The sequence below is a fragment of the Mucilaginibacter terrae genome (assembly GCF_031951985.1).
Classification (GTDB): domain Bacteria; phylum Bacteroidota; class Bacteroidia; order Sphingobacteriales; family Sphingobacteriaceae; genus Mucilaginibacter; species Mucilaginibacter terrae_A.
This window is the reverse complement of sequence record NZ_JAVLVU010000001.1, coordinates 4047571-4062789: the sequence shown is the minus strand read 5'-3', so window position 1 is coordinate 4062789 and position 15219 is coordinate 4047571. Positions and strand designations below refer to the sequence as shown.

Below are 15219 nucleotides of genomic sequence, written 5' to 3'. Positions count from 1 at the left end.
ATATTGTTTTTAACTACATTAGAGTGTTAAACATTCTATAAAGCCAACTCATGAAAAAATTATTACTCCTGCTCTCGGCTTTTGTACTAACGCAAAAACCAACTTTTGCCCAGCAACAAGAGCATTTATTGTGGATGCAGCAACCATCCCTATCGCCCGATGGCAAGTGGATAGCCTTTGAATATAAAGGCAACCTGTTTAAAGTACCGTCGGCTGGTGGTACCGCCATCCCCTTAACCATTAACAGTGCCTATAACGGTTACCCGGTTTGGAGCCACGATGGGCAGTCGATAGCCTTTGCATCCGACCGTTATGGTAACTTTGATGTATATATTATGGCTGCCAGCGGAGGATCTGCAACCCGCTTAACCTTTGCATCAGAGCGGGATATTCCGTACGAGTTTTCGACCGATAATCAAAAGGTGTATTTCGGTACCGACCGTAATGACCTGGCCTCATCGGTGCGTTTCCCAAGCAATGCCCTGTTTATGAAACTGTATACTGTACCGGCAAAAGGCGGCCGCAGCATTATGGTGAACGCCGCAGGTATGGACAACATGCACCTGAACAAGGCAGGCGATAAAATGATTTTTCAGGATCGTAAAGGCTATGAAGACCCCTGGCGCAAGCACCATACATCGGCCGTAACGCGCGATATATGGGTTTACGATACCTCAACCAAAGCCTACACCAAGGTATCGCCTTTTGTGGGTGAAGACCGCGAACCGGTTTGGGGCAGCGGCGATAATTTTTATTACCTGAGCGAACGCAATGGTAACCAAAACCTGTTTAAGGCAAGTTTGGCATCTGCTAATACTCCTTCACAGGTAACCAACTTTACTAAAGACCCGGTTCGCAACCTGTCGCGCGCCGAGGATGGCACCTTAGCCTTTACCCAATGCGGCGAATTGTACACTTTGAAAGATGGCGGTCAGCCCCAAAAAGTAAACATTAGCCTGAGTGCCGATTTTAACGGTAGCCAGGTGCAAAACATGCCGGTACGCGGCGATGCAACCGAAATTGCGGTATCGCCCAATGGTAAGGAAGTAGCCTTGATCTACCGAGGCGAAATATTTGTAACATCAGTTGATGGCAATATTACCAAGCGCATTACCAACACCCCTTACCAGGAACGCATGGTACAATTTAGTCCAGATGGCCGCACTTTGCTGTATTCGGTAGAAAACGCAGGCTCATGGGACATTTACAAAACCACTTTAGCCAGTGCTACCGAGCCTTACTTTTTTGCCTCAACCACACTTAAAACCGAGCCGGTTATCAATACCGATAAAGAAGAGTTTCAGCCCATATATTCTCCGGATGGCAAAAAAATAGCTTACCTGGAGGAACGTAACATTGTTAAAGTATTTGATATTGCCACCAAAAAGACAACAACCGTGCTTCCGGAGGGTGTTAATTTTTCTTATTCCGATGGTGACCAATATTTTTCATGGTCGCCCGACAGTAAGTATCTGCTCATTCAATCAGAAGAGGGAGCATTTGGCCGCAGCGAAATTGCGTTTGTTAAGGCCGATGGTACCGGCAAGCGCCTTAACCTTACCGAAAGCGGTTTTGACGACGGCCGCCCACGCTGGGGAATGAACGGCAAAATGATGTACTGGCAAAGCGACCGCCTGGGTATGAAGAACCTATCGCGCGGATCACAAACTGATGTGTATGCCATGTTTTTTGACCAGGCAGCCTGGGACAGGTTCCGCCTGAGCAAAGAGGACTTAGACATTCGCAAGCAAGAGGAAAAGCGTGATTCGACCAACAAAGTTGCCGATAAAACCACAAAATCCACCCCTAAAAATGCCAAAACTCCCGCCGGTATTGCGCCGTATGCTTACGAGCCAAACTTTAAAAACCTGGAAGACCGTACCGTGCGCTTAACCGTTGGCTCGGCCGATATGGCCGACGACGTAATGTCGAAAGATGGTGAGAAACTGTTTTACCTGGCCCGTTATGATAAGGGTTACGATTTATGGGTAACATCTACCCGCACCAAAGAAACCAAGGTGTTGGCCGCACTAAATTCAGGCGGTGGCTCGCTTGAACTTACGCCCGATGGCAAGACCCTGTTTGTACTGGCCGGTGGCAACGTGATGAAGGTTGGAGTTGACGATGGTAAAGTAACGCCTGTTAAAATTAACAGCAGCATGGATTTAGATGCCGCTGCCGAGCGAGCCTACATTTTTGATCACTCATGGAAACAGGTGACCAAAAAGTTCTTCGACCCTAAATTGCAGGGTGTTGACTGGACCTATTACCACAACACTTACGGCAAATTCCTGCCGCACATTAATAATAATTACGATTTCCAGGTATTGCTGAGCGAGTTTTTAGGCGAACTGAATGGCTCGCATACCGGTGGCCGTTATTCGCCGCAATTTCCTAATGGGGATGTTACAGCTGCTTTAGGCCTTTTATACGACCAAACCAAAGGCGGCGACGGACTTGTGGTAGCCGATATTATTACGGGTGGCCCGTTTGATGTGGCGCGCACCAAAATGAAAAAAGGTTATGTGATTGATAAAATTGACGGCGAAGCTATTACCGGTGATGCCGACTGGGCCAAGCTGCTTAACCGCAAGGTTGATAAGTACACGCTCATCAGTTTCCACGACCCTAAAACCAATGCCACTTACGAGGAAAACGTAAAACCGGTTCCACCGGGCTATGAGCGCAGTGTGCTGTTATACAACCGCTGGACCCGTATGATGGAGCATTTAGTTGATAGCCTTTCGAACGGAAAAGTGGGTTACGTGCACGTACAAGGCATGAACGACCCGAGCTACCGCGTAACGTTTGATAAAGTATTGGGTAAAAACTTTAGCAAAAAAGCATTAATTGTTGATACCCGCTTTAATGGCGGCGGCTGGCTGCATGATGAGTTGGTTACTTTTTTGGGCGGTAAAATGTACATGGAACTGCGTCCGCAAGGGCATCCAACCGAGGGCGGCGAATCATTAAGCAAATGGAATAAACCAAGCTGTGTGGTAATGAGCGAGGGCAACTATTCGGATGCATTCATCTTCCCATGGGCTTACAAAACCTTGAAACTGGGCAAGCTGATAGGTATGCCGGTAGCAGGAACAGGTACCGCCGTTTGGTGGGAACGTCAAATTGACGGCACGCTTGTATTCGGTATACCCATGGTATCAACCTGGGGCATAGGCGATACCCACCCTACCGAAAACGCACAGGTTGAACCAGATATTAGAGTGCTAAACGAATACACCAAATTCCTGAACGGGCAAGACCAGCCAAATGGAAACTGCGGTTAAGGAGATGTTGAGTACAATTAAGTAAACTTACCCCTCGTCATTGCGAGGTACGAAGCAATCTCTGCGGATGCAAAGCGAATATGCATAGTTCAGAGATTGCTTCGTACCTCGCAATGACGAGGGGTTTATAACGCAGAAAGCGGCTCCATGGAGCCGCTTTCTGCGTTTAATGTATTCCTTTTTTCTGGCGCAAGTATGTGGGGCTGGCCACTATGCGGTGGCTACTTGTGCCTTGTACTTATGCACAAGTAGCCATTACACATTCCGACGCTACATACTTGCGCCAGGAATAACTATACTACCTGTCATTTCGACCCAAGGAGAAATCTTGTTAATGCGGACAAGCTTTGCAATTGAACAAGATCTCTCACTATCGTTCGAGATGATAAGTCGTTATCATTTATAGCCTCCTCTGTATTCCTGATTCTGTACTCTTGACTCTCTCCCAACCCTCAATTCCCCAACTGCTTAACGGCCATATAAGCCATTAAGCCAGTACTTATAGCCAGTGCATTTTCATCCACATCAAACGTTGGTGTGTGTACGGCTGAGGTTATGCCGCGGCTTTCGTTGCGGGTACCGAGGCGGTAAAAACAGGCATCGGCAGCTTGCGAGAAATAGGCAAAGTCTTCGGCGGCCATCCATATATCCAGGTCGAGCACGTTTTCTTTACCTAAGTAATCTTCGGCGTAGCCACGTGCGGCGGCGGTCAATTTCTCTTCGTTAATGAGGAAGGGATAACCATTCCTGATCTCAAAATCACAGCTGCCACCCATGCTTTCGGCAATGCCTTCGGCCATCTTTTTCATTTTAATGTGGGCCTCTTTGCGCCACTGCTCGTCCATGGTACGGAAGGTGCCTTCAAGATAAACCTCATTAGGAATAATGTTGGTAGCACCATTGGCAATTACCTTACCAAACGATAGTACCGACGGGCTTTTAGGATCAGCAAAACGGCTAACCACTTGTTGCAGCGCGGTAAGTATGTGCGCGGTAATAATTACCGGGTCAATGTTTTGTTGCGGTTGTGCACCATGTCCACCTTTGCCGTGTACAGTTACATAGATCTCATCAGTACTGGCCATGTATTTACCTGCACGAAAGCCTACCTTACCGGCATCTATCAAAGGCATTACGTGCTGACCCAATACAGCCTGCGGCTTAGGGTTTTCCAGCACACCTTCCTGTATCATGAGATTGGCACCGCCGGGTAGCTTCTCTTCAGCAGGTTGAAATATTAGTTTAATGGTGCCGCCAAACTCGTCTTTAAGGCTGCTTAAAATGGTGGCAGTACCTAATAATGATGAGGTATGAACATCATGACCGCAAGCATGCATTACGCCCACATTTTGCGATTTGTAGGGCACATCGTTAGCCTCGGTAATAGGCAGGGCATCCATATCGGCACGTAAGGCAATTACATTATCAGATAGCTTATTGCCTTTCAGCAAGCCCACCACGCCGTTATTGGCTAAGCGGCTGTGCGGAATACCCAGTTCATCTAAACGCGCTTCTACGTAAGCAGAGGTTTGCACCTCGTTAAACGACAGCTCGGGGTTGGCATGCAGGTGACGGCGATAGCCAACTATGTTGTTAAATATATTTTTCGATAATTCCTGTATTTGTTCTTTGATCATTACAAATTGGGGTTAGCGTCCAGTTTGGGCGGATTAATTTTTTCGGATATGATAAATAAAGAGGAAAATGTCCCCTTCAATTCCTGCATAAGTTTACTGGCTTCGAGCCGGGTACGAAAATCGCCGGCTTTTACCTTGAAATTAGGCTCGGCGTAATTGATGTAAGTACGTAATTCGGGATGCATTTGCTGCATTCTGTTTTGCGCATCAAAAGCATTTTTTCGGTTTGGGCCAATAAAAAACTGTACCCGGTAGCCGTAACCCGATGCGTTGCTTACTGCGCGCCCCATACCTTTTGATAATTCGGCACGGTTTGCTATTAATGAGTCGATACGCGGGTCTTTAATTACCTCGAGCTTACCGCGTTCGGGTTGTTGGGCTTGGGCCAGGGCCGGTAAGTGGGATAACAGCAAAAAGCCAGCTATAGCCATCAAAACCCGCAACGAGCGAATAGTTTTTGTTATTAATTTGATGCTGCTATTATATACCATGTACCTGTTATAATGAAAAACGCCATTGCAAAATACGAATATCTCTCTGGTGGTTACTGTCCTATGCAGAGATTGCTTCGTACCTCGCAATGACGTACTATTTTATATTGCTGTTATTCAGCTCTAATTATGCGCCGTGACAGTTTTTAAACTTTTTACCACTGCCGCACGGACAAGCGTCATTTCTGCCTATTTTTTGCTCGGCACGTGCCGGTTGCTGTTTTTCCTGAACAAGTTCCTCATCAGGCACGCCGTTGGTTTCGTGCACTAATTCCGGCTTGCTCATGCGCATTTGGCGCATATCGGTACGTGGAAGAGGCTGAGCCTCGTGTACTTCTTCGGGAGCCTGTTGAATTGGAATACCGCCTCTGAACAGGAAGCTAACCAACTCTTTGTTCACGTTGGCCAGCATCTGGCGGAACAATTCGAAAGCTTCGAATTTGTAAACCAGCAACGGATCTTTTTGCTCGTAAACAGCATTTTGTACCGATTGCTTTAACTCGTCCATTTCGCGCAGGTGCTCTTTCCAGGCATCATCAATAAGATAAAGGTTCACGTTTTTCTCAAACGATTTAAACACCTCTAAACCATTATTGTCAATTGCCTTTTTCAACGGAACAGCCACCTGTATGCCATGAACACCATCAGTAAACGGAACCATTACATTCTCAATGTATTCGCCACGGGTGCGGTAAACATCTTGCAATACAGGGTTAGCCTGCTCGGCAATGCTTTCCATTTTACGGTGATAGAATGCGGTTACAGTTGCAAAAACTGCTTCTGTAATTTTATTGGCATTGCCACCGGCAAATTCTTCAGGTGTAACCTCAGGGTCAACCGAAAACAAGCGGATCATTTCCAGCTGGAAGCCTTCGTAATTGTTCGATTCTTTGTATTCGCTTACCACATCTTCAACCACATCATAAATGGTGTTGTTAATATCCACATCCAAACGTTCGCCAAACAAGGCATTTTTACGTTTGGTGTAAATAACGGTACGCTGCGAGTTCATTACGTCGTCATACTCCAACAGGCGTTTACGTATACCAAAGTTGTTTTCTTCTACTTTCTTTTGCGCACGCTCGATAGATTTAGAGATCATTGAGTGCTGAATAACCTCGCCCTCTTCGATACCCATACGCACCATGAGGTTAGAGATACGCTCCGATCCGAATAAACGCATCAGGTTATCCTCTAACGATACAAAGAACTGTGACGAACCCGGATCGCCCTGACGACCGGCACGACCGCGCAACTGGCGATCGACACGGCGCGACTCATGGCGCTCGGTACCCACAATGGCTAAACCTCCGGCTTCTTTAACGCCAGGGCCTAACTTAATATCCGTACCACGACCAGCCATATTGGTAGCAATGGTAACTGTACCTGCCTTACCAGCTTCGGCCACAATATCGGCCTCCTTTTGGTGCATTTTGGCGTTGAGTACGTTATGCTTGATGCCGCGCAGTTTAAGCATACGGCTCAGTAATTCCGAAATTTCTACCGAGGTTGTACCCACCAGTACCGGTCTTCCGGCTGTGGTTAGCGTAACAATTTCTTCGGCAACGGCATTGTATTTTTCGCGCATGGTGCGGTATACCAAATCCTGGCGATCATCGCGTTTGGCAATAACGTTGGTAGGTATCTCAACCACATCTAACTTATAAATTTCCCACAACTCACCAGCTTCGGTTACGGCAGTACCCGTCATACCGCAAAGTTTGTGGTACATACGGAAGTAGTTTTGCAGCGTAATGGTAGCAAAGGTTTGGGTAGCATCCTCCACCTTAACGTTCTCTTTAGCCTCAATTGCCTGGTGTAAACCATCAGAGTAACGGCGGCCATCTAAAATACGGCCGGTTTGCTCATCTACAATTTTAACCTTGCCTTCGTCAACAATGTATTCGGTATCTTTTTCGAATAAAGTGTAGGCTTTAAGCAATTGGTTTATAGAGTGAATACGCTCAGATTTGATAGAAAAATCGCGCATCAGCTCGTCTTTGTGCGCAACTTTATCTTCGGCGCTCAAATCCGATTTTTCAATTTTAGCTATCTCAGTACCTACATCAGGCATCACGAAGAATTTAGGATCTTCGCCCGATGCCGTGATCAATTCAATACCTTTTTCGGTCAGTTCAACCGAGTTGTTTTTCTCGTCGATAACAAAGAACAGTTCTGCATCCACCTTAGGCATTTCTTTGCCCTGATCTTGCATATAATAGTTCTCAGTTTTTTGCAATACGGTACGGTTACCACCTTCGCTCAAAAACTTAATTAAAGCCTTACTCTTAGGTAAACCACGGTGCGCTCTAATTAAGGCCATGCCGCCTTCATCGGTACCAGTTTTGCCGTCGTTTATTTGTTTTTTAGCCTCGTTTAAAGCTTTGTTTACGTAATCTTTTTGTGCATTAACCAAACGCTCAATGCGTGGTTTAAGCATATAAAACTCGTGCTCATCGCCGCGAGGAATAGGGCCTGAAATAATTAACGGGGTACGGGCATCATCCACCAACACCGAGTCAACCTCATCCACCATGGCAAAGTGCAATTTGCGTTGCACCAGCTCTTCGGGCGTACGGGTCATGTTATCGCGCAGGTAGTCAAAACCAAACTCGTTATTGGTACCAAAGGTAATATCGGCAAGGTAAGCGTTACGGCGGGCTTCAGAGTTAGGCTCATGCTTGTCGATACAATCAACCGATAAACCGTGGAACTCATACAGCGGACCCATCCATTCCGAGTCACGACGGGCAAGGTAATCGTTCACGGTTACAATGTGTACGCCTTGTCCGGCAAGCGCATTAAGGTAAGCAGGTAAGGTAGCCACCAAGGTTTTACCCTCACCGGTAGCCATCTCGGCAATTTTACCGCTGTGCAATACGCTACCACCTATCAACTGTACATCATAATGTACCATGTTCCATTTAACCTCGTTACCGGCGGCTATCCATCTGCTGGCGTGCAAGGCTTTATCACCCTGTATTACCACGTTGCCTTTGCGGGCAGCCAACTGGCGGTCAAATTCGGTTGCGGTAACCTCAATATGCGGGTTACCAGCCCAGCGGCGTGCAGTTTCTTTAACCACGGCAAATGCCTCGGGCAGTATATTCAACAAGATAACTTCAAGTTCCTTGTTGCGGTCTTTTTCTAACTTATCTATATTGGTGTATAACTCCACTTTGGCGTTTACATCCATATCAGGATTAGCATCAATATCAGCCTTAATAGCTTGTATCTGCTCATCAATTGAGGCTAAGCCTTCGGCTATCTTCTCTTTAAAGTATATGGTTTTACCCCGCAACTCATCGTTGCTCAGGTTCTCGAGCTTGGCAAATTCGCTTTTTATTTTCTCACAACCAGCGGTTGGATGCTTTTCACATCGCGCTCTGATTTACTTCCAAAAAGCTTACTAATAAATCCTAACATAATTTTGATATAATACGTCCCCTATCCCAACAATTAAGCCAACGCGCCCAATAGTGGCATTATGACAGGCGCGAAGTTACGCTTTATAAATTTTAGTTCATAGTTTGCAACAGGATAGTTAAACTAAGCACCTTCAATCATGATAGTACTATCGGAAATGATTGAGCAGGATAAATCGAACTTTGATGATATTTCCATGACACATCTTCCGAACAGGTGGCTTTTTGACAGCTAAACTTTAAAATCTCACCGCTCACAACCCGCAACTCACAACATAAAGCATATCTTTGCCCGCATGAATATCCTGATCATTGGTTCGGGCGGCCGCGAGAGCGCTTTTGCCTGGAAATTATCACAAAGTGCGCTGTGCGAGCAGCTTTACATAGCTCCGGGTAATGCCGGCACCGGCCAGTACGGCACTAACGTAAACCTAAAGGTTACCGACTTTGAAGGCATCAAAACCCTTGTGCTCGAAAAAGGCATTAACATGGTTTTGGTTGGCCCCGAAGAGCCGTTGGTAAAAGGTATTCATGATTTCTTTTTGGCTGATGAACAGTTGAAAAACGTACCCGTAATTGGTCCGCAACAAGAAGGCGCACAATTAGAGGGCAGTAAGGATTTTTCGAAACAGTTTATGCAGCGCCATAATATTCCAACCGCAGCATCGCGCACGTTTACACGCGATACATTGCAGGATGGTTTGGAATACCTGGCCACACAAGGCTTACCCATAGTTTTAAAGGCTGATGGTTTGGCTGCCGGTAAAGGTGTTTTAATTTGCACCAGCCTGCAGGAAGCACAGCAGGAACTTATTGAGATGCTGAACGAGGCCAAATTTGGCGATGCCAGCTCGAAAGTAGTTATTGAACAGTTTTTACAAGGCATTGAGCTTTCGGTTTTTGTATTAACCGATGGCAACAGCTATAAAATATTACCTTCGGCCAAAGACTATAAACGTATTGGCGAGGGCGACACCGGGTTGAACACCGGCGGCATGGGTTCGGTATCGCCAGTTCCGTTTGCTGATGAAGAGTTTTTAACCAAGGTTGAGCAACGCATTGTTATACCTACCGTTGAAGGCTTAAAAGCAGAAGGCATTCCTTACAAAGGCTTTATTTTTATTGGCCTGATGAACTGTGAGGGTGAGCCATACACAATTGAATACAACTGCCGCATGGGCGACCCGGAAACCGAAAGTGTGCTACCACGCATTGAGTCGGACATGGTTGACTTGTTGTTAGGCGTTGCCGAAGGAAACCTGATCGAAAAACAATTCACCATATCGCCCAAAGTGGCGGCTACCGTTATGTGTGTGGCAGGTGGCTACCCCGGCGAGTATCTTAAAAACAAAGTAATGAGCGGCCTGGAAAATGTTCGCGGCTCTATTGCCTTTCACGCAGGTACAGGCATGCAAGGCGATGACGTGATTACCACCGGCGGCCGCGTAATTGCCATAACCTCGTTACAGGATGATATGTTTACCGCCCTGCAACAAGCTACCTTAGACGCCAGCCGCATTTACTATGATGGCAAATACTTTAGGAAAGATATTGGGTTTGATTTGATATAGGTGACATCAATCTTTACCCTTCCCTGTCATTTCTAAACGGAGAGAGAAATCCTGTTCAAATTGCAAAACTTATACGCTCGAACAAGATTTCTCGTTATCACTCGAAATGACAGGAGTATGAAACGGGACATACATACAAAAGACATACAACGAGAAAAGGCCACTAATTGTGGCCTTTTCTCGTTGTATGTTAAATATTGATTACTCAGCTTTTACTTTCTCAGCCTTAGCTAATATAGAACCTAACTTAGCATCCAGCGCATCGCCGCGAAGGTTTTTGGCGATTACTTTGCCGTTAGGGTCTAACAAAAAGTTTTGAGGGATAGCACGTACGCCCCATGCTTTTGCAACCTCGTTGTCCCAGAATTTAAGATCAGATACGTGGGTCCAGGTCAGGCCGTCTTTTTTGATGGCGGCAAGCCATTTATCTTTAGCATCAGGGCGATCTAACGATACGCCTAAAACGGTAAAGTTACGGTCTTTGTATTTATTAAAGGTACGTACCACGTTAGGGTTTTCCTGGCGGCAAGGGCCACACCATGATGCCCAAAGATCAACCAATACATATTTACCACGTAATGATGATAGCTTAACCATATTGCCTGCTGTATCGGCCATGGCAAAATCAGGAGCAACGGCGCCAATGGCTACAACCTTCATTTTAGCTAACTGGTCGGCCATTCTTTTACCCGCTTCGCTGTCTTTTACAGCTGGAGCCAAAGATTCAAATAATGGTGCAATTTCGGCATAATCCATACCGTAAGCCAGGCTGCTGATGAGGTTTAAGCTAATTAATGATTTAGGGTATTGCTTAACAAACTTTTTGTTAATAACATCGCCCTGCTCATCGGCTTTTTTCTCAATTTCTTCCATCTCCTTTTTAAACTCAGCCGATTCGCGCTGAGCCGGAGTAGCAGCTTTCATTTTAGCGCTCATAGCAGCGTAAGCATCGCTAACCGGCTTGTTCATGATTTTATAAGCCTGATTTTCAACGTTGGTTGGCGTACCGCTTACGGTGGCCGTACCTAACGAGTCGGCAGTATTGTTAATATTAATGGTACCTGTTTCAAAATAAATCTGCTGGTAATCGCGGGTTTTGTTCATGGCATCGCCCTTTTTATTTAAAAGAACATAGCCTTGGCTTGGCGCAGCCACATCACCCTTAAACTCAAACTCACCATTTTTTACCACAGCCGAATCCATGATGGTTTTACCATCTTTACGGTATTGAATGTAGGCTTTGGCCGGTGCGTTAACGTTGCCTATTTTTCCTTTAACGGTAAAAGTACCGCTTTGCGCCATTGCTGCAACAGGTAGTAAAGCAAGTGCGGTTAATAATATTTTCTTCATGATTTAATTGTTTCTATAATAAATGAGTAAGGATTTATGTATTACAAATCTAATGTTCCTGCACTCAAATACAAGCTTTTAACCACTTTTTACAAACTTGTAATTAATACTACAATTTGGCATTTATACAAGGCAACTATGTAAATCCTGACACAAATCAGTTTTAATTCGCCTATTATTAGCCATTTAGGTCAAAAAACCTTAAATTGCCAGCCTTACATTTTTATTTCATCAGGCCATGACTACTGAAACGCTTGACATCAAGATAACAAAAACCACCCAATCGCGCCTGGCTCAAACCGATTTTAGCCAGTTGACCTTTGGACACACTTTTACCGACCATATGCTGGTGGCCGATTATGCCGACGGCGAGTGGAAAAACTTTGAAATTTTACCTTACGGCCCTATTGCCCTTAGCCCAGCTATTTCATCGCTACATTACGGGCAAGCCTTTTTTGAGGGTTTAAAAGCCTACCGCCATGCTGATGGTAACGTGTCGGTTTTCCGTCCGGATAAAAATGCGGCACGTTTTAACAAATCGGCCGAGCGCTTATGTGCAGCTCAAATACCCGAAGACCTATTTGTGCAAAGCATTGCCGCCCTGGTTGATGTGGAGCGTGACTGGGTACCTGCTGCAGATGGTTATTCGTTATACATCCGCCCGTTTATGTTTGCTACCGACCCATATTTGGGCGTGGTACCATCAAGCACTTATAAATTCATCGTATTAACCTGCCCTGTTGGCCCATATTTTACCAAGCCGCTGCGTGTTAAGTTTGAAACCACATATACCCGCGCTGCCGAAGGTGGTTTTGGTTTTGCCAAAGCTGCCGGTAACTACGCCGGCTCTATGCTGCCAAGCCGCAAAGCGGTTGAAGAAGGCTTTGACCAAATGATTTGGACCGACTCGAAAGAGCATCAATATGCCGAAGAATTAGGCGCAGCCAATGTAATGTTTATGATCGATGGTAAATTGATCACGCCATCAACCCGCGATACCATTTTGGATGGCGTAACCCGCGACACGGTAATTAACCTGGCTAAAGATTGGGGCATTACCGTTGAGGAGCGACGTGTGCCAATCAGCGAAATTGTTGAGGCTGCCCGTAGCGGAAAACTTACCGATGCCTTTGGTGCCGGTACCGCTGCTACCATTGCTCCTATCGGAGCTATTAACCATGAAGGTGAAGAGTTTAAATTGAGTGATCCATCAACGCGCGAATTTTCGACCAGACTGTTAAGCTCACTTAACGATATACGTTACGGACGTGCGGCTGATACGCATGGTTGGAACTATATGATCTAAGTCCCCCTGCCCCTCCTGAAGGGGGAGTAATAAATATTCAAATTCATCCAAAAAAAGAAAAACCGCTTTGCAAAAATGTAAAGCGGTTTTCTTTTTTATGCGATAAGATTACTCTTCGTTTTTATCGTCTTTAAGTGGCACTACCAGTACCGGTATTTCAGAGTTGCGTACAACCTCCTCGGCCACACTGCCCATCAGTAAACGGTCGAAACCACTGCGGTGATGGGTACCTACAATGATCATGCTTGCGTTAAACTGGGCGGCACAACCAATTATAGCATCGGCTGCGGCACCATGGTCGGTGTATTGGGTTACCTCTAACCCTTCGCCGTATTTTTGGGTTATGCGGTGAAGCAAACTATCGGCAGATTGATTTTGGGCCGAAACCATATCCAAAGCCGTAACATCGGCCGTACCCTCAAAAGTAAGTCCAAAAGTGGTATCGGTCATGGGTGATACCGGGGCAATAACCGGTTCAATTATATTTACGATAGCCACCGCCGCGTTCAGCTTACGCGCCAGGCTAAATCCGTAGGCAGCTGCATGATCGGCGTACTTGCTTTCATCTACACCAATCAAAATCCTGTTAGTTTCCATATATTTCAAGGCTTAATGGTTTTATTATTATAAACAGGCGAAACACGATATGTTTTTGAGAAGAGAGTAAAGAATACAGAATCAAGAGTACAGACAACTTTTTTTACTGTCAAATCCCACTCTTGATTCCTGACTCTATATTCTTGATTCTCTTAATAGAGTAATCTAAACTTTATCGTATGCTCAATGCTTTTTAACTCGCTTAATACCTGCTCATCGTAACCGGCATCAACGTCGGTAATTACGTAGCCAATTTGCGGGTTGGTTACCAAAAACTCGCCTACAATGTTAATGTTATGGCGGGCAAAAACTTCGTTTATTTTAGCCAGAATGCCGGGTATGTTTTTATGGATGTGTATGAGCCTGTGTGCATTATTGATGCGTGGCGGCTGCAAATCAGGGAAGTTGCAGCTGATGTGCGTTTTACCCTCGTTCATAAAGGCAATTACGCGTTTAGGAATAAAATCGGCGCTGCGTGGATTGTGCTTAGGGTCGTCAAAAATAATGATACCGTTTTCGCAAGCAGCATCAAGTACTTTGCGGTTGTTTATTTTACCAAAACAACCAATTACCTTTAAGCGTCCTGCATTTTGAAGTTGCTCGGGCGTAGGCTGATGGTTTTCATCGCAAAACAACACACCGGCTTGTTGCAGGTATTCGTCCAAAATTTCTTCCTGGTGACGAATATTATAGCCTTCTTTGCGCATTTGCGATAGCGCTTCTTCTTCCACATTACCTACCACTAAACATTTAATGCGGTTTTTAGGATACGATATAGCCCTTGGCAAGCGGTTGATGTACAAAAACTCATCAAGGCTTGGCGTTACGTGGTCGGCCTTTTCCACTACCGATTTTCGTTCGATGTTCTCGGTAAAAGCAAAGAAAGTTTTGATCAGGCCCGATTCCTTTAACTGGAAATCGGAATAGCCATCGCCGATGCCAAAAATATCGCCTGGCAGGTTAAGCTCTTTCAACAGCTTTACCTTACCGCCTTCTTGCGAAAGCGGGTTTTTACGGTCGTAACCAACAATGTTGCCTTCGGCATCAAACTCAAAATCGTTAGCGTAGATATTTTCCTTTTTAATGTGATACTCGCTTACTACGGGCGTAATAAATTCTTTAAATCCGCCCGACACGATCAATACCTCATCCTGGTGATTTTTGAAGAACTTGTTGTTACGCGAAAACGACGGTGATACCTTTTTGCGCAGATGCTTCACCAACAAATCGAGGTGATTGCGGTTAGCCTTAAGTAACTTAATGCGACCTTCTAAACTATCGGCAAACGAGAGCTTGCCTTCCATAGCTAAATTGGTAAGGTGTTCTATTTGCTGATATACTTCTTCGCGACCGGGATGATCTTTAAGGCTAATGCGCGCTAACTCGTCGAGCGCTTCAACCTGCGTAAAAGTGCTATCAAAATCTATAATATAATACTGGCCCATGGTTGCGGGCAAATATAGTTTTTTTGTTGAATGGTTGAGTTGCCGATTAGCGGTCAAGTTAATCATGCTTTTTTATCATATTAGCATCTTCACTCATTTACAATGAAAAA

9 protein-coding genes are annotated in these 15219 nt (G+C 45.4%); 3 read left to right on the top strand and 6 right to left on the bottom strand.

Going from position 1 to position 15219, the window contains the following annotated elements:
* The first annotated feature begins 50 nt into the window (after positions 1–50).
* Positions 51–3287 carry a S41 family peptidase gene (locus QE417_RS17380; RefSeq protein ID WP_311951745.1) on the top strand — a complete coding sequence of 1079 codons (3237 nt, stop codon included), beginning with the start codon at positions 51–53 and terminating at the stop codon, positions 3285–3287.
* 452 nt (positions 3288–3739) lie between these two features.
* Here QE417_RS17380 and QE417_RS17375 read toward each other — a convergent pair whose 3' ends face one another.
* From QE417_RS17375 to secA, 3 genes are all read right to left on the bottom strand, one after another.
* Positions 3740–4924, bottom strand: a complete 1185-nt coding sequence (locus tag QE417_RS17375; RefSeq protein ID WP_311951743.1) for a M20 metallopeptidase family protein — start codon at positions 4922–4924, stop codon at positions 3740–3742.
* Positions 4924–5415 (bottom strand): SPOR domain-containing protein, encoded by a 492-nt coding sequence (locus QE417_RS17370; RefSeq protein WP_311951742.1) that lies wholly within the window; start codon positions 5413–5415, stop codon positions 4924–4926. Before QE417_RS17370 ends, QE417_RS17375 begins: the two co-directional genes overlap by 1 nt.
* A 127-nt stretch (positions 5416–5542) precedes the next feature.
* The gene (gene secA / locus QE417_RS17365; RefSeq protein ID WP_376717532.1) at positions 5543–8716 is read right to left on the bottom strand and encodes a preprotein translocase subunit SecA; all 3174 of its coding nucleotides are present in this window, start codon (positions 8714–8716) and stop codon (positions 5543–5545) included.
* Positions 8717–9136: 420 nt separating this feature from the next.
* On the opposite strand from secA, the gene purD reads away from it, so the two are divergent.
* Entirely contained in the window at positions 9137–10411 is a 1275-nt protein-coding gene (gene purD, locus QE417_RS17360) for a phosphoribosylamine--glycine ligase (protein ID WP_311951741.1), read from the top strand.
* A gap of 201 nt (positions 10412–10612) precedes the next feature.
* Here the strand turns inward: purD and QE417_RS17355 are convergent, their stop codons facing one another.
* Entirely contained in the window at positions 10613–11761 is a 1149-nt protein-coding gene (locus QE417_RS17355; RefSeq protein ID WP_311951739.1) for a TlpA disulfide reductase family protein, read from the bottom strand.
* A gap of 238 nt (positions 11762–11999) precedes the next feature.
* On the opposite strand from QE417_RS17355, the gene QE417_RS17350 reads away from it, so the two are divergent.
* Entirely contained in the window at positions 12000–13067 is a 1068-nt protein-coding gene (locus QE417_RS17350) for a branched-chain amino acid aminotransferase (protein WP_311951737.1), read from the top strand.
* A gap of 108 nt (positions 13068–13175) precedes the next feature.
* Here the strand turns inward: QE417_RS17350 and QE417_RS17345 are convergent, their stop codons facing one another.
* Together QE417_RS17345 and QE417_RS17340 are read right to left on the bottom strand one after the other, a co-directional pair.
* Positions 13176–13664 (bottom strand): universal stress protein, encoded by a 489-nt coding sequence (locus QE417_RS17345; protein ID WP_311951735.1) that lies wholly within the window; start codon positions 13662–13664, stop codon positions 13176–13178.
* Positions 13665–13816: 152 nt separating this feature from the next.
* The gene (locus QE417_RS17340) at positions 13817–15109 is read right to left on the bottom strand and encodes an HAD-IB family phosphatase (protein WP_311954681.1); all 1293 of its coding nucleotides are present in this window, start codon (positions 15107–15109) and stop codon (positions 13817–13819) included.
* Between the last annotated feature and the right edge of the window lie 110 nt (positions 15110–15219).